Annotated in this window: 11 protein-coding genes and 2 pseudogenes; 7 read left to right on the top strand and 6 right to left on the bottom strand. The window is 59.1% G+C overall.

From position 1 onward, the window contains the following. Window positions 1-40: 40 nt before the first annotated feature. The 3 genes from K0P33_RS22355 to K0P33_RS22345 are packed head-to-tail and all read right to left on the bottom strand — an operon-like array spanning window position 41 to window position 11,958. Window positions 41-4,618, bottom strand: coding sequence for a SpvB/TcaC N-terminal domain-containing protein (locus tag K0P33_RS22355; RefSeq protein ID WP_242151494.1), 4,578 nt, complete (start codon window positions 4,616-4,618; stop codon window positions 41-43). Beyond that, complete coding sequence (locus K0P33_RS22350) at window positions 4,615-9,486, bottom strand: neuraminidase-like domain-containing protein (protein WP_242151490.1); 4,872 nt, start codon at window positions 9,484-9,486, stop codon at window positions 4,615-4,617. The genes K0P33_RS22355 and K0P33_RS22350 overlap by 4 nt, the downstream gene beginning before the upstream one ends. A gap of 36 nt (window positions 9,487-9,522) precedes the next feature. Continuing rightward, window positions 9,523-11,958 (bottom strand): Tc toxin subunit A, encoded by a 2,436-nt coding sequence (locus K0P33_RS22345; protein WP_242151486.1) that lies wholly within the window; start codon window positions 11,956-11,958, stop codon window positions 9,523-9,525. A gap of 236 nt (window positions 11,959-12,194) precedes the next feature. Here K0P33_RS22345 and K0P33_RS22340 point away from each other — a divergent pair, with 236 nt between their 5' ends. The 5 genes from K0P33_RS22340 (at window position 12,195) to K0P33_RS22320 (ending at window position 19,008) form a co-directional block, all read left to right on the top strand. Continuing rightward, a complete protein-coding gene (locus K0P33_RS22340) occupies window positions 12,195-13,136 on the top strand; it encodes a rhodanese-related sulfurtransferase (RefSeq protein WP_094949875.1) in 942 nt (313 codons plus the stop codon). 37 nt (window positions 13,137-13,173) lie between these two features. After that, complete coding sequence (locus tag K0P33_RS22335; RefSeq protein ID WP_176462909.1) at window positions 13,174-13,776, top strand: DsbA family protein; 603 nt, start codon at window positions 13,174-13,176, stop codon at window positions 13,774-13,776. Then, on the top strand, window positions 13,769-15,604 hold the full coding sequence (locus K0P33_RS22330) for an ABC transporter ATP-binding protein (protein ID WP_094949873.1): 1,836 nt from the start codon (window positions 13,769-13,771) through the stop codon (window positions 15,602-15,604). Before K0P33_RS22335 ends, K0P33_RS22330 begins: the two co-directional genes overlap by 8 nt. Before the next feature lie 71 nt (window positions 15,605-15,675). Beyond that, window positions 15,676-18,150 (top strand): EAL domain-containing protein, encoded by a 2,475-nt coding sequence (locus K0P33_RS22325; RefSeq protein ID WP_242151483.1) that lies wholly within the window; start codon window positions 15,676-15,678, stop codon window positions 18,148-18,150. Window positions 18,151-18,195: 45 nt separating this feature from the next. Then, complete coding sequence (locus K0P33_RS22320; protein WP_094949871.1) at window positions 18,196-19,008, top strand: iron-containing redox enzyme family protein; 813 nt, start codon at window positions 18,196-18,198, stop codon at window positions 19,006-19,008. A 22-nt stretch (window positions 19,009-19,030) separates the two neighbouring features. Here the strand turns inward: K0P33_RS22320 and K0P33_RS22315 are convergent, their stop codons facing one another. From K0P33_RS22315 to K0P33_RS22305, 3 genes and pseudogenes are all read right to left on the bottom strand, one after another. After that, entirely contained in the window at window positions 19,031-19,957 is a 927-nt protein-coding gene (locus K0P33_RS22315) for a GGDEF domain-containing protein (RefSeq protein ID WP_083357601.1), read from the bottom strand. A 329-nt stretch (window positions 19,958-20,286) separates the two neighbouring features. After that, a pseudogene (locus K0P33_RS22310) lies at window positions 20,287-20,487 on the bottom strand (hypothetical protein); the annotation flags it as partial. A gap of 330 nt (window positions 20,488-20,817) precedes the next feature. Beyond that, window positions 20,818-21,023 (bottom strand): annotated as a pseudogene (locus tag K0P33_RS22305) (IS3 family transposase); the annotation flags it as partial. Between the two features lie 510 nt (window positions 21,024-21,533). On the opposite strand from K0P33_RS22305, the gene K0P33_RS22300 reads away from it, so the two are divergent. Together K0P33_RS22300 and K0P33_RS22295 are read left to right on the top strand one after the other, a co-directional pair. Continuing rightward, window positions 21,534-23,024: an aldehyde dehydrogenase family protein gene (locus K0P33_RS22300; RefSeq protein WP_242151481.1), complete on the top strand. Its 1,491-nt coding sequence runs from the start codon at window positions 21,534-21,536 to the stop codon at window positions 23,022-23,024. 141 nt (window positions 23,025-23,165) lie between these two features. Further along, entirely contained in the window at window positions 23,166-24,860 is a 1,695-nt protein-coding gene (locus K0P33_RS22295; protein WP_083357603.1) for an AMP-binding protein, read from the top strand. Window positions 24,861-24,932: the final 72 nt, after the last annotated feature.

Here is a 24,932-nt window from a genome sequence, read left to right as displayed (position 1 = left end):
GCCGCCTTGCAACGGTGAGGTGGCCACGCTGGCCCAGGCTTTACTGTTCAGTCAATGGGGTTGCCTGGAGTGCTCCCTCCGTGTCGTTTTCATCCTCGTTGACGGTGTACCAGGCCCAATAGGTGGCGCGCCGCATGAATCCTCCTGCGGTCAGTGTCTGTGTCGGGCGTCCGAGAGGGTCGTAGAATTGTCGGTCGCTGTGGCCCAGTTCGCGCATGGATTGATCGTTGACGTAGGCGTGCTTGTCGGCGAAGTAGGGGCGGTAGACGCGAACGACCAGGCCCTTGTTGTTGTATTCGACACGCTCGCTGACGCGCCAGCGGGGGGCGGCTTGCACTTGGCGCAGCTGTTTTTTGAAGGTGCCGGGTGCCGTATCAGGTATTTCGTCGACCAGCAGATTGCCCTGGTCGTCGACCGCATTGGCCAGGCCTGGCTCAGTCTTTTGCTTGGTCTGCAAGGTACGACCAAAGCCATCCCAACAGGTCAAGGTCATGCGGATCTGTTGGGCGGCATCGTCCGGGTAGCGGTCGGCTTGCAACATGAGCCCATGTACCGGTGTCTGGCTGGCTTTGTCGATCAACGCCTTGAGGTGTTTTTCGCTGCCGCTGAGCACCTGGCGACCGCTCAGGCGTACCCGCGTGCTCATACGTATATGCCCGCTGGGGAGCAGATAGGCTTTAGTGATCCACTCTGGCTTGACCAAGGCCAAGTCGATTGCACCCATCCAACTGAACGGTGCGTAGCAGTGTGTGCTGGCCATTTTCTGCAACACGCTTTGCGCATGCTCTATGGCAAACTCGGGTGTTACATGCTTGAGCGGGCGGTAGCTTTCCAATGCGTCGAAACCCACTCTGCGACTTTGTTCGTGACCGTGAAAGGTGTTGGTGAGCAGTTGCCCGAAACCGTCGTAAAGCGCTTCTTGAATATTGCCATTGGGGTCGACAATTTTTGTCGGCAGCAGCAATTGATAGTCGTATTCGGCTTTGGTCACGCAACCGTCGGGCATTTTTACTTGCACGGTTTGCAACACGTAGGGGTCATAGTAAAGCCTTGTTTCGCCATGGGCCTCGGTGGCCCGCAGCGCCCTTATCCGGTAAAACTGGGTGGCCTTGCCATAGCGGGGAAAGTGCCGGCGAATCGACCACAGGCGATTTTCCTCGGGCGGCACCTCGCCGTCGAATAGAAAAAACAACGCCATGGTGTGATAGCCGCTGTCGCTGAGCTTTTGCACCAGGTTAACGGCAGGTTGGTTGGGCATCGCCGGTATGTCCTTGTAAACATCCAGGGCGTTGTCATTCAGTTCTGCGGTTTCCAGGTAATCGGTCAAGGCCTGGGCAGTGGCGACGCCGGGCGCCAGGGTTTTACCGAGACTACCGGCTTGCCGATAGCGCTGCACCGACAAGCTGCTCAGTTCACGCTTGGCACCTGCGGCCAATGGCCCGTCGCTGTTGTCGATGAACCATTCATAGGCGATACGCCCAAGGTCTAACCCCAAGGCCGTGGGGGCTTTGCCCAGCACCAGGGTATTTTGTCGTTGGCGGTACGGCAAGGCCAGACGCCAGTGTTGTGCGTCGTCCAGATGAATGTGTTGTGCCAGCGTTTCGCTCAGGTAATAGGACTGTTGCGCGCTGTCATGGGTATCGCGCCACCAGCGCTTGTGATGCTCATCGACCAGCACGGTGGGCGGTGAGCTGTTGGCGCTTGTACGGCGGGCATAGTGCAGGGTGACGCCATGCACCAGGTAACCATAGGCATCCCAGCGCAGGTTGATCTGGTGCTGGCACACGGGATCATCTTCCACCCCTTCATATTGATAGCTGATCGACTCCAGGGCTAATGGAAGTAGCCGGGCATAGGGTGTATGGGCACTGTTCGGCGCCAGCTCACGGATCAGATAACGCTGTTGCGTGACTGTATAGGGCACTGCGCCTTGCGCCGGGTCCGCCGCTGTCACCTCCACCCGTAGCACGCTGCCGCTGAGTGCGCGTGCCACTTCGCGTGCCAGCGACGGCGCAGGATCGCTGATCAAGTCGTCGTGATGATCCAGCGGCTGTGCCCCGGACGTCGCCCTGTATCGGCTGACCAGCGTGCGACCCATGGCCTTGGCCTGTGGGTCGTGAGTACTGTGGCCGAGGGTGGGCATGTCGATGGATTGCCCGGTATGAAACCAGGTTTTGGTGCGCACGGGTGCGCTGAAACCCTGGGTGTGTTGTGTGTCTTTGCTGCTTTCGGTGTCGGTTTGCAGCACAAGCCCGAAGCCACGAAATTCGCGATCCGTGCGGTCGTAATAAGCCTGGCGATAGCGCCAGTGTTGGGTCAGTTGGTTGCCGGTAATTTCGTCTCGCTGCGTGTGTTGACTGACCAGCAGCAGCGCAAAGGGTAAATGGCAGATAGCAGGCTGGCCGTTGCCTTGGCGCTCACGTTTTTCATCCAGCCATTGCTGGGCACTGCTGCGATACTTGATCGAGGACTGAGCGCCCATGTTGTTGTTGGTTCGCAGGAGCAACCAGGGTTTTTGGGTGAAAAAGTCGTAGCGCCAATGTACGCGGGTCTGGTGGGCGGCGGTCAGGATCAGGCTCGGACAGCCCAGGCCGCTCACGTCGACGACGTTGACCTGACATTGGTCGTCATACCGCACGCCCTCTGGCCACGGCACGTTGATCGCCTTTGCCTCGAAGCCGTTACCACCTTTATTGAGGAAAATACTCAGGTGAGCGGCGCTCAAATACAAAAAGTCCGTAGCACCCCCTCCATTCAGGTCGACGAGCAGTACATTGGCCGCCTTGAACGTTTCATATAGGAACGGCAACGTGGCGAACACAAACCCCCGGGCAAAACGTCCTCGACCCAGGTTTGGCCAACATTTCACTTCGTTATGGCGGATACGCACCAGATGCTGCTGGCCCGTGGCGAGCACATCACTGAACGCCACCAGTTCGTTGGGCGAAGCGGAAACGATCGGCAAAGCGTCGTCGAGCGTATGAGGCACCTCGATGGCGGGCGCGAAGCCGGTGTTTCGGCGAGAGGCATACAGGCGCACGCTACGGGGGCCGATCATGGCAACGTCATGATGCCCGGCCCCCATCAAATCGGCGAGTATTCCCTGGGGATGGAAGAATTCTGACGGGAACGCATCGAACGGCGTGAAGGTTGACCAATTGCGCTGTTCGTCCAGGCTGAAAAAGCCGCTCATCCCCGGTTGGGCAACCAGCCAGTCCAGACGGCCATCACCGTTCACATCGGCCAGCGCCTGGTGGATGGGCCGGGTGCTGTCGGCGACCGGTACCCGCGCCAACGCCTGGGCAGCGCCGTAAATCATCTCGTCGCCGGTTTGCGTGTATTGCGCCCTGAGCGGTTCACGGTAGTACCAACTCTTTTCAGCGCGATACAACACACCGGGTATGCCTTCGCCATACAAATCGACCAGTTGATAACGATCGCTGTCATGCAGCCCGGGCAGCGAACTAAACGGCCGATAGCGGCTCGGGTCCACCTTGAGCTGGCTTGATTGGTAAAAACACTCCAGCGGCGGGCGGCTCACGCTATTGCCCGAGCGGTCGAAGGCCTGCTCATGGGCCCCAGTCAACAGGCTGACATGGCTGTGGGCGCGGTATTCCAGCAGCAGACGTTTGACCAGCACCGGGTCGGCGCCCATTTGCGCTTCTTTGGGAAAGTGGTGATACATCAGAATCTGGCTGCAACAGCGCAGGGTGCGTAACTCGAAGCCGAACGAAAAATCCGAGCAGGGGTCGGGCCGTTCCGGCCATTTGCGAGTGGTCGTAAACGTCGGCCGCTGATCCAGTTCAAGGGCCCGTTCGCCATAGTCAAAGAGCAACTGAAAGTGCCAGCCCATGTCCGGCTCATCGTCGGTCTGCCACAGGTAAAGCTGTTCCTGCTCCCTGGCGGTGAAGTTGCCGTAGCAGACCCGCTCCAGGTAGTGCTGGGCGCGACAGTCCCTCGGGTAGCGTGAGTGATCGGTTTCTTTTCTGTAGTGATAATAAATGTGCTCGCCGTGGGCATTCAGGCTTTCCTGCAACAACCATTGCGCCACATGGTGCGGGTGGTCCGGATCGGCAATCCGGGCCAACGGGGTTTTCCCGTAAAAGTGCTGACTGCCATCGGCACTTTGTATCAACCAGAAGCCTGCCGTATCGGTTGCACTATGCCAGTGCTCGATAAGGTCGAAGTGGCTTTCGAGCCTGGGAAAGTGCCGGGTGACCGTGTATGCAATGGTCAGTGGCAAACCCTTGAACGAGGTCGGGCGGCGGCTGACGATTGCACCCTCGGCATCGCGTTCGGGTAGCCATATGTGCGCGTCGGGGCCCACCAGTACGTCGTGTTCGGTGTAGGCCGGCACGCCATGGGAGGTACGCCGGCTGACGGCTGGCAGGGGCACCCCCCAACCCAACCCGAAGGGGCCGTTACCGGCGCTGCTGTGGTAGGCCAGCGACATGGCCGGCGCATAGCTGCGTGCGGGAGAAATCGGCAAGGGAATTTCAAAGGTGGCCATACCGCTGGTGCCGACATCGCCCCAGCCTTTGCCGACGCCTTGAATGGCGCCGCCGCCTTTGGGCAGGGCCGGGGTATTGACCTGCAGGTTGAGCGTATCGTCGTTCATGCCTGGCCCCCGCTGGCCACTGGCACCCTGGCGGTGTAGCGCAGGTGAATCACAATATCGTTGATCGATTCGAGTACGGCTTTTTGCTGGGCAGGGTTGGGGAATTCCAGGGTCCAGTTGGAAATGGCTCCGGTGTATTCAAACGGCAGGTATCGCGGATCGTTGTCGAAGCTGAGGGTAAACAGGCCGTCATCATCCAGCCCGCGTGACAAGGCGATTTGCTGGTGTGCCCTGAGGTCGGTTTTGGTGGTGCCATCAGGCATCTGAATTTTATTACTGGTTTGAGTCAATGTCGCCTTGATGTCTTCATAAGGCCCCAGCGTGGCGGGAAGTGAGACGCTGACGTGCTTGATCCGCCGCAGGGTGTGTCCAGGATAGTCCTCGTCCAGCAACGCGTGGGTCAGGGCAAAACCAACCGTGCCGCTGCTTACCAGCCCCGCCTTATGCTCGGCCCAGGTTTTGGCGGTTTGCGAGGCCTGTCCTGCGGTTATGACTGAGCACTCGATCAAGCGATGGCGCAGCGACACGGTTTTGCTGATTTCCAGCTCGCGTGGCGTGTGCTGCAGGTACGCAGTGTTCATTTTCACCAGGTTCAGTTTCAAGTTTTCAGCGCTCAACAGTCCTCGGGAGGTGTGGTGCCAGGCTTCACCTTGAAAGAACTGCCGGCTCTCAGCGGTCTCATACTGCCAGCAGGCTTCAGCGGCCAGGCACAGGGAGTGGACGCTGTCATACAGTGCGTAATAGAACGTGCTCAGTTGCGCGGTGAGCCATTGATAAAGCTGTGCCCCTGTAAAGCGCATGCCGAGCAGTTGGTAGGCTGACTTGGCCTGGGCCAATGCGGTGTGGGCACTGCGCAGTTGCAGGCGAGTGGCTTTTTCCTGCTCGGCATGCACCAGCAGCAGGGCGTCGATCTGGGCCAGTTCCAGGCGGGCCTGTTGTTCGGCGTGGGCCCACTCCTGGGCACGACGATTGAATTGCTCGGTGCGCTCCAGCTCGTTACCGTTGGCGCGGGCGGTGTTGGCCTCGCCCTGGGCGAAGGCCTGGTAGGCTTGAAACACGCCCTCAAAACGCATACCCCCGAACGACGTACCGAAGATATTGGGCGCGAGCATGGCGGCACCGGCGCCCATACCGGCAATCGCGACTTTTCTCTCCCAGGCGGCGCTCTCCAGATAATGTTGGCCGGCCGAAATTTCGCCGGTGCTGATGCCTTCGCTGAGCTGATGCGCCAGGAAGTCCAGTCGTCCTTGGGCGATTGCGCGACTGCGACGTAGTGCGTCTTTGTTTTTTTCGTCGATGACCAGGGCCTGGGTCTGCTGGGTCAGCACCAGTTCGGCCAATTGCCACGCGTTTTGTTGTTGCACCTCAAGGTAGTGCGCCTGTTCCTTGCGCTCGATCAGCGTGAGTAGCGTGGTGCCGAACTGCGCCAGGCTGTCGACCGCGCTCAAGGCATGCCCCTGCATGACCTGGAACCGGTAGTGACCCACTTCAGGACGGACCGGCGACAGGGCACTGGCGCCACCCGCGCCGCTCTGTGCGTTTCGCGTCAGCAGGGCGGTGGGGGGCAAGGGGGCCGCAAAGAGGGGTTGGCGCAACGGCTTGCTGGCAATGTCTAGATGATGGCGCAGCCCATGCAGGCGACTTTCCAATGTGTCCCAGCGGGCTACCCGTTGCGTGTTTAACGGGCGGTACAGGTAGGGGCTGTCCGTGAGCCAAGCGCTTTGTCCCGTGGTTTTGCACTGCTCGGACAGTAGCGTGGTGTATTCGAGTTGCTGTTCCAGCTTGCGTATTGCCTGGGAGGATGTGTTCGCCAGGGTCTCCAGTGTGCGCGAGGTCCAAGTATCGGCGCGCGTGACCGTCGGACGTGGGCCGAGCAGGTTCTGCGCCTGGATGTACCAGAGTTTGGCTTCGGCCAGGCTGTCGGGACTCAACTGGCGATAGGCCGCGTCGCCTCGGTTGATCAGAATATCCACATTGAGGTGGTACAACGCCTTGCGCAGGTATGTCGGAAAACTGAGAGCCAGGTAATGCGGGCTCTCGGGGTGTTGGCAGGCGTAGCTCAGCTCGGCGGGGTTGCTGGGCAGCGAACTCAGCGCCCCGGCATTGGGTTGGCGAGGGTCGAACAGGTACTGCAACCAGGTTTCGGCGTTAGCGTATTGCTGTTGCTGGTTGAAGTAATGGGCGATGGTCCAGGGCAAATAGATAAACAGTTCACGCAAACTTTTGCCGTGCGCACCCTGGAAGTCCAGGGGCACGCGTGAGGCGTCAGCAGCCAATGCCGGTTCCGTCCAATCCCCAGGGGATCGTAAAAACAAAGGGTCGAAGCTGAGCATGGCAGCCTGGGTCAATTGACTCGCCACGCTGGTATTGAGTCGAATTGCCGGGATCTTCGGGGCGAAGCTTGTGGAAAAATCAATGGATTCGGCTGTCTCTCCGGTGTCTTGCTGTTGGCGCGTGATACGAGGGGAATGCGCAGGCTTGTCGACGGCAGGGGATGTGCCGAGGGCGCATTTGACAGCCTTGAGCGCATAGCCGAGAACGCTCACCTTGTTCTCTTGACTCTCAAGTGTGATGACGCCATGGATCACCGTGATGGCTGATGCGGTTTGCTCATTGGGTAACGTTATCCGTGCACTCGCCAGATGCCCGTCGGCTAATTCTGGGGACGCGCCCGCCAGACTTTCGTGTTCGGTGTCCGTGAAGTTAAGGACTCGGGCAGTGTTGTTATTGATGGCTTGCGGGGTGGGTACGTCTTCCAGTTTGGACTGCATGATGACGTGCTTGTAGAAACGCACCTTGGGCATGGAAGTGTGGGTGGACTCAAGCCTCAGGTCATTCATGAAGTGCAGTTTTTTGTTGGCGGTCTCATCCGCTGGCAAGTTGTAGCCGCTGTAGCGGTCGAGTATCGCCAGGAAGGGGTCCTGATGATGGGTATACAAGTGGAGGAATGCATTTTTGTTGAGAAACTTCCCGGCCAGGGAGTATTCAGTGACGGGCTTAGTTTGACCTTGTAGTCCCGTTCTTAAGTCCGGCATCGTCCTCATCTGCGGCACAAGGTTCAACAATATGGAGCCTTTGTCATAGATGGCGTTGGAAAAGCTTTTTCCGGTCCTGGGGTTTTTAAAGAACATCGAGTGGTGTGTGGCGTCTCCGACGGGGTGTATCGCGCAGTCGATCCTGATGATCGAGCCGCTGATGAGTTCAACGTCGGATAAGGTCGGGTCATGCAACGCAGACTTGGTGACCAGGGTAATGCTGAACGCGGTTTTCTGGGAGGCAAGGGTGATGCTGTAAGTCTGCAGAAAGGGCCGAGTGGTTTTCGAGGTGAAGACGAACTCGTGGGTGACGGGATCAAAGATTGTGGTAGCGGTATCGGCAGCCTTTATATCCTCGCTTCTGGATTCAAAGTCCCACGCCGTCTGGTGGTCGTTGTCGAGTTGTTGAGCCGCCAAGGTGACGGTTCCTATGTCCTGCTCCTGCGCTACGCGGGTCTTAAACTGTAAGTTGTCCTTGTTTATATCGAAAAACAGGCGGAAGTATTGGTGGGCGAACGGGGGGAGTAACACGCTGGAAAATACGTTGTCCGGGTCGACGCTGCCCAGCAACGCGCTCTGCAGTGGCGTGTTTTGTGTCGCCTCATAGGCTTCCAGCAACCTGATGGTTTCCTGAGCAACGTCGGAGCCCGGCACGATCGTGTATCGGCCATGGCTGCCCGCTGAAGCGACGATTTTTATACCCAATGACTGATCGACACTGATGGCCTGGAAGAATTCGCCCATGTGGTCGGTGCCATGATTTAGCGTATTGGCCCTTATCCCCAGGAACAGTGTGTGAGGGGAGCGGCTATCAACTACGGCAACGGTCTGCGTGATGCTGATAAGTTGCGCCGACGTGAGCGCGTTGATACCCCGCGTAACGCAGTGTTCTTCCAGGCCCGTGTGCGGAAGGCTCCAAGTGCCATCCAGTTTTTTATAGGAAAAACACAGGCGAAACTTCACGAACCGGCTGTTCAGCCACTCAGTCTGGCGTTGTTTTTCGTCGTCGTTGTCCTCGTCGTCACCATTGCCGTTTCCCTGTGCCTTGAAGGATTGGTAGGGCGCAGGCTTGATGCTCTCGGCCCAAACAATGAACAACCGATGATTGAACATCACGGGGCGAACACTGTGGGCGGGCGTATCGGCGGGAAACGTCAGGTTGATGGGTTTCCAGTCTGTCCAGGCGAGGGGCGCAGGTGCCTCAGCCTTGACGGAGGAGCGTTTGGACAGGTCCAGCGAACGCCAGTAATAGAGCTCATCGGTGGTGGATTTGCCGACGAAGTAATAGGTGCTGGTATCCCACTGTTTGACGTTGCCATCGATGTAGCCATTGAGCGTCTGAATGCTGGCGACTTCTTCGAACCGTGACAGGTAGCCTTGCACGGCATTCTGCACGGTGGCGGGTTGAATCCGATGCTGGCTGAGCTCGTTTTCCAGTTGCTCAAAGTTCTCGCTCTTGTCCTCGCGCAGCGTGGGGTCGAGGAAGTTTTGCGGGTGATAGCGCAGTTGCTGGCTGGCGCTCCACAGGGGGTAAGTGTGCAGGGAGTTCTGCCAGGCCAGGGTCTCGTGAGGCGACATGCCCAGGGTTTCATAACCCGGTTCGAGGCCCAAGTGAATCCGGTTGATGTAGTGCTGCAGGCTGGTGATCGCACTGGCGACCGGGCTGGTTGGCACTGCTTGGCTGACTTGTGCGTCCAGCAGCCAGTAGTCGTACAGGTCGTTGGGTGTGCGCAACGAGTCTTTAAGGGAGGGGCTGATGCAGTGAGCCAGATAGTAGCTCAGCATGGCATCACGCCAGGCTTCATTGAGGCGCTGGTCGAGGGTCTCAGACATGGTCATTCCTTGAGTCTGGTGGTTGAGAGTAAGCCGTTATTGATGTGCGGCGATGATGGCTTCGCCCACGAGCTTCCATTTACTGAAGTCGCTGGCGTTATTCAGTTCGCGGGTGTTGAGCAGTGTTTGGCTGGAGAGCCGGGTGATGGTGCAGGCTTGTCGACAGCGCATGATCCAATCCAGTTGGTCCATGGACTTGACCCTGCGTTCGGGCAAGGTCTCAGTGAGTACCCGCAGTTCTTTTTCGTCCCACCGCAACCATTGACTTAGCCGAGTATCGAGGGCTAGAGGCTCGTTGCTGTTGGCGCTCTGGAAATACGCCAAGAGGCTGTCCTGTGCCAGGCCATACGTATCGCAGCAGTCTCTGAAACGCTGCAATAGATAGAGTGTGCCCAGGCTCAGCTCGAGCAGCCCTGTGGTTGACTGAGCGCTGCCCAGCCAATGGGAGTTGAGCAGCAACTGACGCAGTGAGGCGCTGTTAACCGGCAACGGCAACAGCGTGCTGATATCCGGCGCCAGCAGGATCAGGTGGTTGGGCTCAGTCTCCGTTTTTTTGAAATGTAGCGTGTAGTGGAGCTTGAGCTCGTTGCTGTAGAGGGCCGGCGCTGGGTTTTCCAAGAACTGCTGGATGCACGCCTCAAGTCCCTTTGGCAGTAAGTCGACCCAGCGCTTCAGCGCCGGGTTATCAGTGGCGGGTTCCAGCAGCAATCGCTGGCGCAACTGCGTCACGCTGGTGTTACTGTCCCTGAGCCACGTGACGGCCCAGTCCAATTGCATGAGTGCATCGAGAAAGTCCATCTCGGTGCTCAATGTGGGGGTGGTCAGCGTGCTCCAGGTGGACGGGCCGAGCAGGTCGGCCAGTTGTTTGCAGTGCAAGACCGAAAGGCCGAAAACCTGGGCGATGCGTGTCAGCCGATAGATCACGGAGTACGTGGCAATATTCCTGACGACAGGTTTGGGTAACGCGTCTGTCAGCAGTTGCAGCGAATCCGGCGTATCACTCAACGCCAACGCGGCGCAAAGCTGCTGGCGGGTATGGGTATCGAAGGCTTGGTCGTCCAGCGGTAGCAGTCGCCCGGACAACAGCGTGCGATTGAACACCTGATCGAATAAGGGTTGCTCGTTGGCGCTGGCCTGCACGGGGAGGCGATCCAGCCACGCCGAAAACTCCAGCGGCTTGAGCCTGTAGCGCCTACGGAGGTAGCGGTAGACCCCCAGTGCGCGCAGGGTGGTGTGGCTTATCTGAAGCGCGGCGTTGGCTGTGCCCTCAAACACCATGGCGCTGACGATCAGCGTATCCAGTTCGGCGAACGGTAGATCGACCCACTTTTGCAGGCGGATCATCCGATGCAGGCGGTCGAACCGATCGGGGCTGGTATTGAGTAGATTCGCAGTTTCCCCGTCGCCGGATTGGCCGACCTCGAGCTTGGGCTGACGGTCTGTGCCATTGACATAGCGGGCACCATAGGTCAGCAACGTTTGTTTAGGCGCCGAGCGGGAGGCATGGGGGGCGAAACTGTTTTGCGCCAGAAGCGCTTGTAACTGGGTAGTGTCGAGCGCCGTACATTTCAGAAAGTCGTCAAGGTTTTCCGGTGCGCGGGGTCTGCCAAAGTAGGTTTCAAACAGTGTGCTTTGCGTGACGGGTGGCTGCGTCAACAGTTTTTGCTGTTGGGGATTCAGTTCGCTTAGCAGGCATTGCGCGTCCCCATTGCGCGTTTTGACCGTGCCATACAGTGCGCTGCCGGCAGCGTCAAACGGCAGCCGCTTGCTGAGTCGATAATTCAATTCACCCAAGGCGTGCTGGGTTCCCGACAGCCCCAGGCGGCATTGAAGGTGATGATGGTGGTAAGGCAGCGTCAAGGGGTAGTGTTGCCCACTGAGCAGCGAGTGCAACTTCTCCTGCGGGTGATGGTGTTTGATCTGTTTGCGCAACATCTCATCGATCAGCGTCAGCAGCGGGCGCTGGGCGAAGGTAGTGTCGTGGTCAATCGGTAAATTTTTCAGGTCTGGGCGGCGTTGGTTCAAGAGGATTTTGGCTTTCGTTCCCCTGCCGTTTTTTTCAAGCTGAGTTGCAAAAAGAAACAGCGCACGCAGGTAGGCGACAGGCGAATCGATAGCGGCGATGGCATCGGGGTGGCAGGCATTCCCCCAGTCCTCGTTGAGCAGGCTGGGCACGTTCGATTCCACGTCGCGTTTGCTACGCGTGGGGGCTGGAGCGTTCACGTGTTGTTGGTCGTACAGCCATTGCAACTGCGTGGTGTAGGACAGCGCATTTTCGTAAGCTTGGGCGCCATCGTCATCATTGCAGCGGGCAAGTTGATGGATGAACTCGGTCTTGGGCAGCTCGACGATGTCAAAGACGCTGGTGAAGCCGAGTTGATGCATGGCAGTGGTGAAGTCGACCTTCCCAGCGCCTGGAGGGACGGGCCGTTCCACCAGTCTGGCCAATAACGAGCGGTTTGAAGTTTCCATGTCATCGATCTTCCTGTGAGCCCAAAGGTGGATCCAATGGGCGACGCAAGACGCTATCACTTAGGCTGTGCGGGCCGAGGTCAGCCAAAGCCGTGAGTGAGTCAAGGAAATATCGGTGACTGAGTGTCGATGCAGTGGCGTCGCGGTTTTGTTAGAATGCGCGCCGCGCGGCTTGGCCTGCATTTTTCTAAATCCGGTTCACCCCTTACGAGGGTAGCCACCTGGAGATAACACCGATGACTCAACCGATCGTCGTGGCGGCACTGTATAAGTTCGTCACCCTCGAAGATTACGTCGCCCTGCGCGAGCCACTGCTGCAGGCAATGGTCGACAACGGCATCAAAGGCACCTTGCTGATCGCCGAAGAAGGCATCAACGGCACCGTTTCCGGCAGCCGCGAAGGCATTGATGGCCTGATGGCCTGGCTGAAGAATGACCCACGCATGGACGATATCGACCACAAAGAGTCGTACTGCGATGACCAACCGTTCTACCGCACCAAGGTCAAGCTCAAGAAAGAGATCGTGACCCTGGGCGTCGAAGGCGTCGACCCGAACAAAAAAGTCGGCACCTACGTCAACCCGCAAGACTGGAATGCGCTAATCAGCGACCCCGAAGTGCTGTTGATCGACACCCGCAACGATTACGAAGTGTCGATCGGCACCTTTGAGGGCGCAATCGACCCGAAAACCACCAGTTTTCGCGAATTTCCCGACTATATCAAAGCCAACTTCGACCCCGCCAAGCACAAGAAAGTCGCCATGTTCTGTACCGGCGGCATTCGTTGCGAAAAGGCGTCGAGCTACATGCTCAGCGAAGGCTTTGACGAGGTTTACCACCTCAAGGGCGGCATCCTGAAGTACCTCGAAGAGGTGCCGCAGGCAGAAACCAAGTGGCAGGGCGACTGCTTTGTGTTCGACAACCGCGTGACCGTGCGCCACGACTTGAGCGAAGGCGACTACGATCAATGTCATGCCTGCCGCACACCGGTCAGCGTAGAAGACCGTGCGTCCGAGCACTATGTGGCTGGCATCAGTTGCCCGCATTGCTGGGATAAGCTGCCGGAGAAGACCCGTCGCAGCGCCATAGACCGGCAAAAGCAGATTGAGCTGGCCAAGGCCCGCAACATGCCGCACCCGATTGGCTTCAACTATAAGCAAACCCCTTCCGAGGCCTGACCCAATGCCCGCGCGCCTGCTCTATGTGATGGACCCGATGTGTTCCTGGTGCTGGGGCTTTGCCCCGGTGGCCGAGGCGTTGGTGGAGCAGGCCCAGGCCGCAGGCGTGGAGCTGCACCTGGTGGTGGGCGGCTTGCGCACCGGCAGCGGCGCGGCGTTGGAGCCGACCACCCGGCGCTACATCCTCGAACACTGGCAGGCGGTCACCGAGGCCACCGGCCAGCCGTTCAAGCATGAAGGCGCCTTGCCCGACGGCTTTGTCTATGACACCGAGCCTGCGTGCCGCGCCATCGTTACGGCGCGCAGCCTGGCACCGGATTGTGCCTGGAAACTGCTGGGGCTGATCCAGCGCGCGTTTTATGTCGAGGGCCGCGATGTGACCCTCGCCAGCGTGCTGGTAGAGCTGGCCGAGGCGGCGGGCATCCCGCGCATCGAGTTCGCCGGTGCGTTCGACCGCGCCGAGCAGCACGCCGCAACAGCCGCCGATTTCACGTGGGTGCAGGATTTGGGCATTGCCGGCTTCCCGACGCTGTTGGCCGAGCGTAATGGCCAGCTTGCGTTACTGACCAACGGCTACCAGCCGCTGTCCGAGCTGTCGCCCTTGCTCGCCCGTTGGTTGGAGCGCGCCACCTGTGCATGACGAGCCTGGGCATGACCAGCCCGACCTTTCTGAGCAGCCCAAGCGCACCGATCGACTGACCTGGGCGGAAATTCGCCGCCTGGCCCTGCGTCACAAAAAAGCCCTGTGGATCGCCAATGGCGTCGCCGTGCTGGCGACCCTGTGCAGCGTGCCCATCCCCTTGCTGTTGCCCCTGCTGGTGGACGAAGTGCTGCTGGGCCATGGCGATGCCGCGCTCAAGGTGATGAACAACGCATTGCCTCTGGGGTGGCAGAAGGCTGCCGGTTATATCGGCTTGATGCTGCTGGTGACGCTGTTCCTGCGCTGTGGCGCATTGGTGTTCAACGTGGTGCAGGCGCGGCTGTTTGCGCGGCTGGCCAAGGACATCGTGTACCGCATCCGCGTACGCCTGATCGAACGGCTCAAGCGCATTTCCCTCGGCGAATACGAAAGCCTGGGCAGCGGCACGGTCACCACGCACTTGGTCACCGACCTGGACACGCTGGACAAGTTTGTCGGCGAAACCCTCAGCCGCTTCTTGGTGGCCATGCTCACGTTGGTCGGCACCTCGGCGATTCTGGTGTGGATGCACTGGCAGTTGGCGCTGCTGATCTTGCTGTTCAACCCGCTGGTGATCTACGCCACAGTGCAGTTGGGCAAGCGCGTCAAACACCTGAAGAAGCTCGAGAACGACAGCACCTCGCGTTTCACCCAGGCGTTGACCGAAACCCTTGATGCCATCCAAGAAGTGCGTGCTGGCAACCGCCAGGGCTTTTTCCTCGGGCGCCTCGGCCAGCGTGCCCAGGAAGTGCGCGACTACGCCATTCACTCACAATGGAAAACCGACGCCTCCAGCCGCGCCAGTGGCTTGTTGTTCCAGTTCGGCATCGACATCTTTCGCGCGGCGGCGATGCTCACGGTGCTGTTTTCCGACTTGTCCATCGGCCAGATGCTCGCGGTGTTCAGCTACCTGTGGTTCATGATCGGCCCGGTGGAGCAACTGCTGAACCTGCAATACGCCTACTACGCCGCGGGCGGGGCGTTGACGCGGATCAACGAGCTGCTGGCGCGTGCCGACGAGCCGCAATACGCCGGTGGCGCAGACCCGTTCACCGGGCGTGAGACGGTCGGCATCGAAGTGCGCGGCCTCGATTTCGGCTACGGCGAAGAGCTGGTGCTCAACCAACTGAACCTGGTTATCGCGCCGGGCGAGAAGGTGGCGATTGTCGGCGCCAGCGGCGGCGGTAAAAGTACCTTGGTGCAACTGCTGCTGGGGCTTTATACGCCGCAGGCCGGCAGTATTCGTTTCGGCGGCGCCACCCAGCAGGAAATCGGCCTTGCGACCATCCGCGAGAACGTCGCCGTGGTGTTGCAACACCCGGCATTGTTCAACGATACCGTGCGCGCCAACCTGACCATGGGCCGTTCGCGTTCGGACCAGGCGTGCTGGCAGGCGCTGGAAATCGCCCAGCTGGATGCTACCGTCAAGGCGCTACCTTTGGGCCTGGACAGTGTGGTGGGGCGCTCCGGCGTGCGTTTCTCCGGCGGTCAGCGCCAACGCCTGGCCATCGCGCGAATGGTGCTGGCCGAGCCTAAAGTGGTGATTCTGGATGAGGCCACCTCCGCCTTGGACGCCGCCACCGAGTACAACTTGCACCAAGCGTTGGCGCGGTTTCTCAGTGGGCGTACTACACTGATCATCGCTCACCGGCTTTCAGCGGTGAAACAGGCTGACCGGGTGTTAGTGTTTGATGGTGGGCATATCGCCGAAGATGGCGACCATCAGCAATTGATCGCGGAGGGTGGGTTGTACGCCAAACTTTACGGGCACCTGCAACAAGTGCGTTGAGTTAGCCTAAGCTGTGCTATCGGGAGCGGATTTTCGCGTGCGTATTAAGCTGTGCATGTGCAAGGGACTTCATGAAGCAGAAGCGGACTCTCGGAGCGACGTTAATCAGACCTCGGCTGCTGGGCATCGTCTGGCCCTTTATTGCCGTTGTACTGTTCCAGGCATTGTTAGGCAGCGTCAGTCTGTACGTGCTTTCAGCGGTGCGGGGTTATGTGGCGGGTGAGAGCTTATGGTCCAAGGGCCAGAAAGACGCTATCTACTACCTGACCCTCTACGCCGATAATCGCGACCCTGCCACTTACCTCAAATACCAGCAAGCCATCGCCGTGCCCCAGGGCGGGCATGAGTTACGTGTCGCCCTGGATCGCGTCAGCCCCGACCTTCCCGCCGCGCGCCTGGGCATCCTCAAGGGCGGCAACCACCCTGATGACGTGTCCAGCCTGATCTGGCTGTACCTCAATTTTCGCCATTTCAGCTACTTGGAAAAAGCCATTGAACTGTGGACTGTGGGCGACGGTTATCTGGTGCAGTTGGATGACTTGGCTCAGGCGATGCACCAAGCGATCCGCACCAATCAAGTCAACAGCAACGATGTACGGGACTGGAAGACGCGCATCACGGCCATTAACGATGGCGTCACACCGGCGGCGAAGGCGTTCAGCGATGCCTTGGGCGAGGGCTCGCGGGTCATCCTGCGGCTGTTGTTGATCACCAATCTGGCCACGGCCTTGGGCCTGATCGCCCTGGCGCTGCTGCGCACGCACAAGCTGCTGACCCAGCGCCATGAGTTTGCCAGCGCGCTGCAAGCGGAGAAGGAGCGGGCGCAGATTACCCTGGAGTCGATTGGTGACGGCGTGATCACCACCGATGTTGACGGCGCTATCGCCTACATGAACCCGGCGGCCGAGGCGCTGACCCACTGGAAGACCGCCCAGGCTCAAGGCTTGCCCTTGGCCGCGTTGTTCAGCCTGCTCGATGAAAATGCCGAGCCTGACGGCTTTACCCTGATCGAGCACATCATCAAGGGCGAACTCAGTGGCGGCAGCGAGCATTCCAAGCTGATCCAGCGCGTGGACGGCAGTACGGTCTCGGTGACGCTGGTGGGCGCGCCGATCCGCAGTGCCGGTAAGGTCAGTGGCGCGGTGCTGGTGCTGCACGACATGACCCAGGAGCGCCAGTACATCGCCAACCTGTCGTGGCAAGCGACCCATGATGCCTTGACTGGCTTGGCCAACCGGCGCGAATTCGAGTTCCGCCTGGAGCAGGTGCTGCAACGGGTAGCACGGCAGAAAAATGCTCGGCATGCGTTGATGTTCCTCGACCTGGACCAGTTCAAGCTGGTCAACGATACCTGCGGCCATGCTGCCGGTGACGAGTTGTTGCGGCATATCTGCGCGCTGCTGCAATCGGACCTGCGCGAGGGTGACACCCTGGCACGTCTGGGCGGCGACGAGTTTGGCATCCTCTTGGAGAATTGCCCGGCGCCGGTTGCGGAGAAGATCGCTGAGAGCCTGCGCCATACCGTGCAAAACCTGCATTTCGTGTGGAAAGGCCGACCGTTCATGACCACCGTCAGTATTGGCCTGGTGCATATCTCGCAAACCCCGACCACGTTGGAAACCTCGCTGCGCGCCGCCGACATGGCCTGTTACATGGCCAAGGAAAAGGGCCGCAACCGCGTGCAGGTCTACCATGCCGATGACTCGGAGTTGTCCCTGCGGTTTGGCGAAATGGCTTGGGTGCAGCGCCTGCACATGGCCCTGGAGGAAAATCGGTTTTGCTTGTATGCGCAGGAAATTTCGCCTTTGGGCCACACCGAGGGCGGCAATGGGCATGTGGAAATTCTGCTGCGCCTGCACGACGAGGCCGGTCGGATCATTCTGCCGGACAGCTTTATCCCCGCCGCCGAGCGTTATGGCCTGATGACATCGCTGGACCGCTGGGTGGTAGAGAACGTGTTCAAGATTATTGCCGACTGCATGCTTGAGCGGCCAGGCCGGCCAATGGCGATGTGTGCGATTAATCTGTCAGGTATTACTATTGGCGATGACGACTTTCTCGGATTTTTGCGTGAGAAATTCGCGGTTTATAACATTCCGCCAGAAATGATATGTTTTGAAATAACAGAGACCAGTGCTATCGCAAATTTGGGTAGTGCAATTCGTTTTATTAATGAACTCAAAGCGTTAGGTTGCTATTTCTCACTGGATGACTTTTGTGCCGGAATGTCCTCATTCGCCTATCTCAAACATTTACCTGTAGACTTCCTGAAGATCGATGGAAGTTTCGTAAAGGATATGCTGGACGACCCGATTAACCGCGCGATGGTCGAGGTGATCAACCACATCGGCCACGTCATGGGTAAGCGCACCATTGCCGAGTTTGTTGAAACACCGCAAATCGAACAGGCTTTACTTGAGATCGGTGTGGATTACGCTCAGGGCTACCTGATTGAACGCCCGCAATTGTTTACCTTTGATAGCTTGCAGTGTCGACCTGTGCGGCCGCAGCCTCTGTTATTCAAGGCGCCCGGCACATTCCGTTGAAACATTTGCTGGTCTGTACTATCACACTAAAAAAGGAGCCTTACAGTGATCGACACCTTCAACAGAACCGGCCCGCTTATGGAAGCCTCAAGTTACCCTGCCTGGGCGCAACAATTGATCCAGGCCTGTAGCGAGAGCAAGCGCCGAGTTGTCGAGCACGAACTGTATCAGCGCATGCGCGATAACACGCTCAGCGCCAAGACCATGCGCCACTACCTTATCGGTGGCTGGCCAGTGGTGGAGCAGTTTGCCTTGTACATGGCACAAAACCTCACCAAGACCAAGTTTGCCCGCCATCCTGGGGAGGATATGGCGCGCCGGTGGCTGATGCGTAATATTCGCGTGGAACTGAACCATGCCGACTATTGGGTACATTGGGCCCGCGCCCATGGCGTGAGCCTGGAAGAGTTGCAAGCGCAGAACGTACCGCCGGAATTGCACGCACTGAGCCATTGGTGCTGGCACACCAGCTCGGCCGATTCGTTGATCGTTGCGATTGCCGCGACCAACTACGCGATCGAGGGGGCGACCGGGGAGTGGTCTGCCGTGGTGTGTTCGACCGGTGTGTACGCGGCAGCCTTCCCTGAGGAAGAGCGCAAGCGCGCCATGAAATGGTTGAAGATGCACGCGCAGTACGACGATGCCCACCCGTGGGAAGCGCTCGAAATAATCTGCACCCTGGCAGGGATGAACCCGAGCAAAACCTTGCAGGAAGAACTGCGTCAGGCCGTGTGCAAAAGCTATGACTACATGTACCTGTTTTTGGAAAGCTGCATGCGTTTGGAGAAGGAGAAAGACAAGGAAAAGGCGCCCCTAGCGATTCGCGAGCGTCAGGCACGCGTCGCCAGCGAGGCGTGATGTAAAGGTGATGGCGGGGTGCTTACCCCGCCATTGCCAAGCGGTTGCGGCCTTCGCGCTTGGCCACGTACAAGGCGTTGTCGGCGCGGCGTAACAGGCTTTCGGCCGACTCGGCGGCCAGCAAGGTCGAGCAGCCCAGGCTCACCGTCAATTCGATCTTGGTGTCATCTGCCCAGTAATCCTGAGCGTGTGCAGCCCGGCGCAAGCGCTCGCCGACCATGCCTGCCGCATCCCGGCCGGTGTTCGACAGCAGGATTAGAAACTCTTCCCCGCCAAACCGAAACACCATGTCCACGTTGCGCAGTTGGCTTTTGATCGAGCCGGCCACGGCGCGCAGTACTTTGTCGCCGGCCGCATGACCGTGGGTGTCGTTGATGTTCTTGAAGTGATCGATGTCCAGCATCAGCAAGGACAGCGGGCTCAGGTGCCGCCGGGCCATGTCGATTTCCCGTTGCAGGGTCTGGTCCATGGCAATGCGATTGCCGGTTTCGGTCAATGGATCGCGCAGCGCGCTGCGGGTGGCGGTACGGTAGAGCAGGGCGTTGCGCATCGGGTACAGCAAGCTCGCCAGCAGCGCCTCCAACTGGCTCAGTTCGTCGTCCATTAAGCGCTGGTTGCGACGGAATATCAGCTCGCCCAAATGCTCGCCTTCATGGCTCAAGGTGTAGCTCACCGAGTGGTGGCCGCGATGGCCGAATTCCAGGCGCAGGTCGCTGGGTTCATGGCGGTAGTGCAACGCGTCCAGGGGCACCAGGCGTTGCACCTCGCGAAAGAACAGGCCAAGGATGCGCTCCGGCTCCAGGCTGGTCTGCAATTGCTGGCCCAGTTGCTGGCGCAGTTCGTTAAAAGTGACGGGGCGGCGGGGACGAAGGGCTGGTTGACCAAACCCCAGGCGTTGCAATTTTGCACTGTCGAAGTCAATTGCGTTGGTCTGGGTTGGTGATTTCATAAGCTAACGGCCTCTAAGCACTTAACTGTCTTACAGGCTCGATGAGAGTGGCGAATGCCAAGCGTCTTACTGCTCCTTCAGTTCTGTAAAACATCGGAAACAGTCTAAACCGCTTTGCCCGGGGTTATAACCCCTAGGCCCTGCCACACGTCTTGTCATCGCTTAACCTGCTTGAAAGGGGTTAGAGCGATATTCGTGCCACTTTGTTTAACTTAATAAAACTCCTTATAAATCAACGACCATTTTTAAAGTCAAAAACGGTCGTTGCCTAATGACGTCAGTTATTTGGCTGGTTGAGTTGCGATGTTGCCCGACGCACCTGCCGGACCTTACTGTTTTTGTGGGTCGAACTGTTTATCGCGAATAAACAGCGCCGGTATCACGCCATAGGGAATCCCGTATAGGAAGCCGAACACCACCAGCATCCACAAGATATTGTCGGGGCTCTGGAACAGCACGATCACCGGCAGGAACACCGCCGTGCCGAGTGCGCCTAACGCGAACACGCTGCGGCGCCCTAAGCGGTCGGCAGGTTTGGTTTTCCAGAGCCGTTCACGAATGTCTTGCGGGGCACTGACGAGCGAGGCTCTCAATTGATTGAGCGCTTGAGTTTTCGCTCTGACTGCGCTGCGCCGAGCAACCGACTCCCCGCATCACCTCTGCCACACCCGATGGGGGCTTGGCGATTGCCGTAGCGTTTCCCGAACGAGGCCCCTATCAGGTCGCAGATGCTGGGCCCGGCGATGCCAGGTAGCGTCAGCGCCCAATCCTATTGGCCAATCCCCGCACGGGTCAGATTGGGCTGACGCTCTTGAGCGGAGTGAACGGAGTGTCCCAGCAATTTCCCGGCGACTCATGCTCTGGCGCATGCAGAGGCCCAGAGCGACAGCCAGGCAGTGCCACTTTCCTTGTGCCCAAATATAGGTGATGTCACCGCCCCCGTCCTGATTGGGAGTTGGCACATCAAACTCAGGGTTAAAGGTTTGCGGGATATCGAGTCTTTCTACAGCCGCTCGTTTAACGCATGTGGGCCGGGTTGTTTACTGACTAAATCGAGCCCGCGCACCTACGCAAACGGCTTGATGAGCAGATCAGGGAGTATGCAGGCCTGCACCCGTAGCGCCGCCTCGTTATGCCCGCGCCGCCACTCCGCAGGGCCTCATTAACCAACAGGACGGAAATGATGCCTTTGTCGACGCAAGATTCGGTCGCGCGATCCCTTAACGGGGCTGTGCAGGTGTGCGCACGTTTTGAGAGGCGCACGCCATTGTCGGCTCAGGCATTGCCATAGGCGTGCATGAAACGAATGGCTTCGCGAAAACGGCCCTCGGCTTTAGTAACGCGCCCGCCAGCGGGTTGATGGCGAGCTGGCCTAGCGCGAGTTGGTCGCCTGCACGGGGCTGCCGGTGTCTCACTTTGAGACAGCTGTATAAGCCCAATACACCGCGCGTCGCGACCGTTACGCCTGGCTGGGGCCTGAAAAGGCCGCAGCCCTGGGCTCGCGCCACTTGGGTAGGGCTGGCATGGGCCTTGCTCCTCGGACTTTTACTACATCCACAACAATGAGGCCTCGCCCATGGAACACGTACCGCTGCATTCCAAGACCATCGAATTCCTCTCCAAGCGACCTCAAATGCTGATTGGCGCTGGATGGATAGACGCCGCCAGCGGAGCGACCATGGTCGTGCGCAACCCCGCCACCGGTGAACGCTTGCTGGATGTACCGTCGGCCGATCACGTCGACGTAGACTGCGCGGTGCAGGCCGCACGCCGTGCTTTCGATGACTCGGCGTGGAGCCGCACACGTCCACGTGAGCGGCAAAACCTGTTGTGGCGTCTGGCCGACCTGATTGAGCGCGACGCCCAGGTAATCGCTGAGTTGGAATGCCTGAACAACGGTAAAAGCGCGCAGATGGCGCGCTTGGTTGACGTGCAACTGTCCGTCGACTCCCTGCGCTATATGGCTGGCTGGGCCACCAAACTCTCCGGCACCACGGTAGATCCGTCTTTGCCACTGATGGCCGGCGGCGAATTCCACGCGTTCATCCGCCGCGAGGCGGTGGGCGTTGTCGGCGCCATCGTCGCCTGGAACTTCCCCTTCATGCTGGCCTGCTGGAAGCTCGGCCCGGCCCTGGCCACTGGTTGCAGCCTGGTGCTCAAGCCTGCCGACGAAACCCCGCTGAGCGCCTTGAAACTGGCCGAACTGGTACTTGAGGCGGGCTACCCCGCCGGTGTCTTCAACGTCGTCACCGGCACCGGCCTCCAGGCCGGCGCAGCACTTACCCGTCATCCAGGCGTGGACAAACTGACCTTCACTGGCTCCACAGAGGTAGGCAAGCAGGTCGGCAAGGTCGCCATGGACAATATGACGCGCGTCACCCTGGAACTGGGTGGTAAATCGCCCACCATCGTGCTGGCCGACGCCGACTTGCAGGAGGCCACCGCCGGCGCTGCCAACGCCATCTTCTTCAACCAGGGCCAGGTGTGCTGTGCCGGATCGCGTCTTTATGTGCAGCGCAAACACTTCGACCGCGTGGTTGGCGGCATCGTCGATATCGCCAATGGCATGAGGTTGGGCAGTGGCCTGGACCCTAGCGCGGACATCGGGCCGCTGATCTCCGCCAAGCAACAAGACCGGGTGTACAACTACATCGAAACGGGCCGCGAACTGGGCGCCACCATTGCGTGCGGCGGCGAAAAGCAGGGCCCTGGTTACTTCGTCCAACCTACCGTTATCGTCGACGTCGATCAGAAGCACCGCCTGGTGCAGGAAGAAATCTTCGGCCCGGTGCTGGTGGCCATGCCGTTCGATGACATCGATGAAGCCGTGCGCCTGGCTAACGACAACCCCTACGGCCTGGGCGCCAGCATCTGGTCCAACGACATGAGCGCGGTGCACCGCATGATCCCGCGTATCAAGTCGGGTTCGGTCTGGGTCAACTGCCATACCGCCCTTGACCCTGTCCTGCCCTTCGGCGGCTACAAGCTTTCCGGCGTCGGCCGCGAAATGGGGGCGGCAGCTATTGACCACTACACGGAACTAAAGACGGTGATGATCAAGTTGTAACCCTTTCAGGTTGGGGCAGCCCGAAAACGCCTCAGCCTATTTTTATTCTCTGCGGCTCGCCAGCCCGTCTTCATCACTCAGCTATCAGCGCAACTGGCACGCGCAACTCCGTCTTAGAACGATAAAAACAAAGGAAACGTCATGCATCAAGACAGTGACAAGCCGCAGCAAAGTTACACCCGCGGCGTTCAAAACAAAGCGTTGCTGACCATGACCATTGGCCAGGCACTCGATCAGACCGTAGCGCAATTCCCCGGCGGCGAAGCGCTGGTGGTTCGCCATCAGCAGTTACGTTATACCTGGCAGCAATTGGGCGACGCAGTAGACCTTTACGCCAGAGCACTGCTGGCCCTGGGTTTGAAAACCGGCGACCGGCTCGGCGTTTGGGCGCCCAATTGCGCGCAGTGGTGCATTGCGCAATTCGCCACGGCGAAGATCGGCGTGGTGCTGGTCTGTATCAACCCCGCCTACCGAACTACCGAACTCGAATACGCACTCAAGCTGTCCGGTTGCCAGTGGTTGTTGTGCGCCGGTGCGTTCAAGACCTCCGACTACCATGCAATGCTGCAAAGCTTGCTGCCTGAGTTAGCGGCACAACCGACCGGCCAACTACGAAGTGAGCGCCTACCGGAGTTGCGCGGCTTAATTAGCCTGCAAGCCCAGCCCCCGGCGGGCTTCCTATCGTGGTCGAAACTGGGGGAGTTGGCAGCCAGCGTGCCGAGCGAACAACTGAGCGAGCGTCAGAACAGCCTGCACTTCGATCAAGCGGTCAATATCCAGTTCACCTCCGGAACGACCGGGTTCCCCAAGGGCGCCACCCTCAGCCATTACAACATTCTGAACAACGGCTACATGGTTGGCGAAAGCCTGGGGCTGGCCGCAGAGGACCGTTTGGTGATCCCGGTGCCCCTTTATCACTGCTTTGGCATGGTGGTTGGCAACCTCGCCTGCCTGACCCATGGCACCACCATGATTTATCCCAGTGACGGCTTCGACCCACTCATCACACTCACCACGGTCGCCGAAGAAAAGGCCACGGCCCTGTACGGTGTGCCGACCATGTTTATCGCCATGCTCGATCAGCCGGGCCGCGCTGAGCTCGATCTGTCGAGCCTGCGCACCGGCATCATGGCCGGGGCGATTTGCCCGATTGAAATCATGCGCCGGGTCATCGACGAGATGCACATGCACGAAGTACAGATTGCCTATGGCATGACCGAAACCAGCCCGGTGTCGCTTCAGACAGGGCCGCACGACAATCTGGACATGCGCGTCACCACCGTGGGCAGAACCCAGCCGCACCTCGAAAGCAAGATCATCGACGACGCCGGCAACCTGGTGCCGCGCGGCACCATTGGTGAGCTGTGCACCCGCGGTTATAGCGTGATGGTTGGTTACTGGCACAACCCGCAGGGCACCGCAGAAGCCATTGACCGTGCTGGCTGGATGCACACCGGTGACTTGGCAAGCATGGATGACGAGGGCTATGTGCGCATCGCCGGGCGCAACAAGGACATGATCATCCGAGGAGGTGAGAATGTTTACCCCCGTGAGTTGGAGGAATTCTTTATCACCCACCCTGCGGTTGCAGACGTGCAGGTGATTGGCATTCCCTGCACCCGATTCGGCGAAAAAATCGTCGCGTGGATCAAGCTCCACCCCGGTCACAGCGCCACCGAGCAGGAGCTGCAAGCCTGGTGCAAGGAGCGCATCGCAAACTTCAAGACCCCTCGGCATTTCAAGTTCGTCGACGAGTTTCCGATGACCGTGACCGGCAAGGTCCAGAAATTCATCATGCGTGATATCAGCATTGCGCAGATGGGTAACGAGCCGTAAGAATTGGGATTAGCCGCGATGGCTGATAGGCGATAAACGCGCATCTGCCATCGCAAACAATCTATGTTGCGC

The organism is Pseudomonas sp. ArH3a (assembly GCF_022648765.1).
Classification (GTDB): Bacteria; Pseudomonadota; Gammaproteobacteria; order Pseudomonadales; family Pseudomonadaceae; genus Aquipseudomonas.
Note: the sequence above shows the minus strand (reverse complement) of the source record. Positions and strands in the feature narration are given on the sequence as shown.

Bases quoted from the DNA above. Each gene is read 5' to 3' on its own strand.
- K0P33_RS22335 (WP_176462909.1), top strand. From the start codon at position 13,174: ATGTGTTCCTGGTGCTGGGGCTTTGCCCCGGTGGCCGAGGCGTTGGTG.
- K0P33_RS22300 (WP_242151481.1), top strand. From the start codon at position 21,534: ATGGAACACGTACCGCTGCATTCCAAGACCATCGAATTCCTCTCCAAG.
- K0P33_RS22325 (WP_242151483.1), top strand. From the start codon at position 15,676: ATGAAGCAGAAGCGGACTCTCGGAGCGACGTTAATCAGACCTCGGCTG.
- K0P33_RS22295 (WP_083357603.1), top strand. From the start codon at position 23,166: ATGCATCAAGACAGTGACAAGCCGCAGCAAAGTTACACCCGCGGCGTT.
- K0P33_RS22315 (WP_083357601.1), bottom strand. From the start codon at position 19,957: ATGAAATCACCAACCCAGACCAACGCAATTGACTTCGACAGTGCAAAA.
- K0P33_RS22340 (WP_094949875.1), top strand. From the start codon at position 12,195: ATGACTCAACCGATCGTCGTGGCGGCACTGTATAAGTTCGTCACCCTC.
- K0P33_RS22355 (WP_242151494.1), bottom strand. From the start codon at position 4,618: ATGAACGACGATACGCTCAACCTGCAGGTCAATACCCCGGCCCTGCCC.
- K0P33_RS22345 (WP_242151486.1), bottom strand. From the start codon at position 11,958: ATGGAAACTTCAAACCGCTCGTTATTGGCCAGACTGGTGGAACGGCCC.
- K0P33_RS22350 (WP_242151490.1), bottom strand. From the start codon at position 9,486: ATGTCTGAGACCCTCGACCAGCGCCTCAATGAAGCCTGGCGTGATGCC.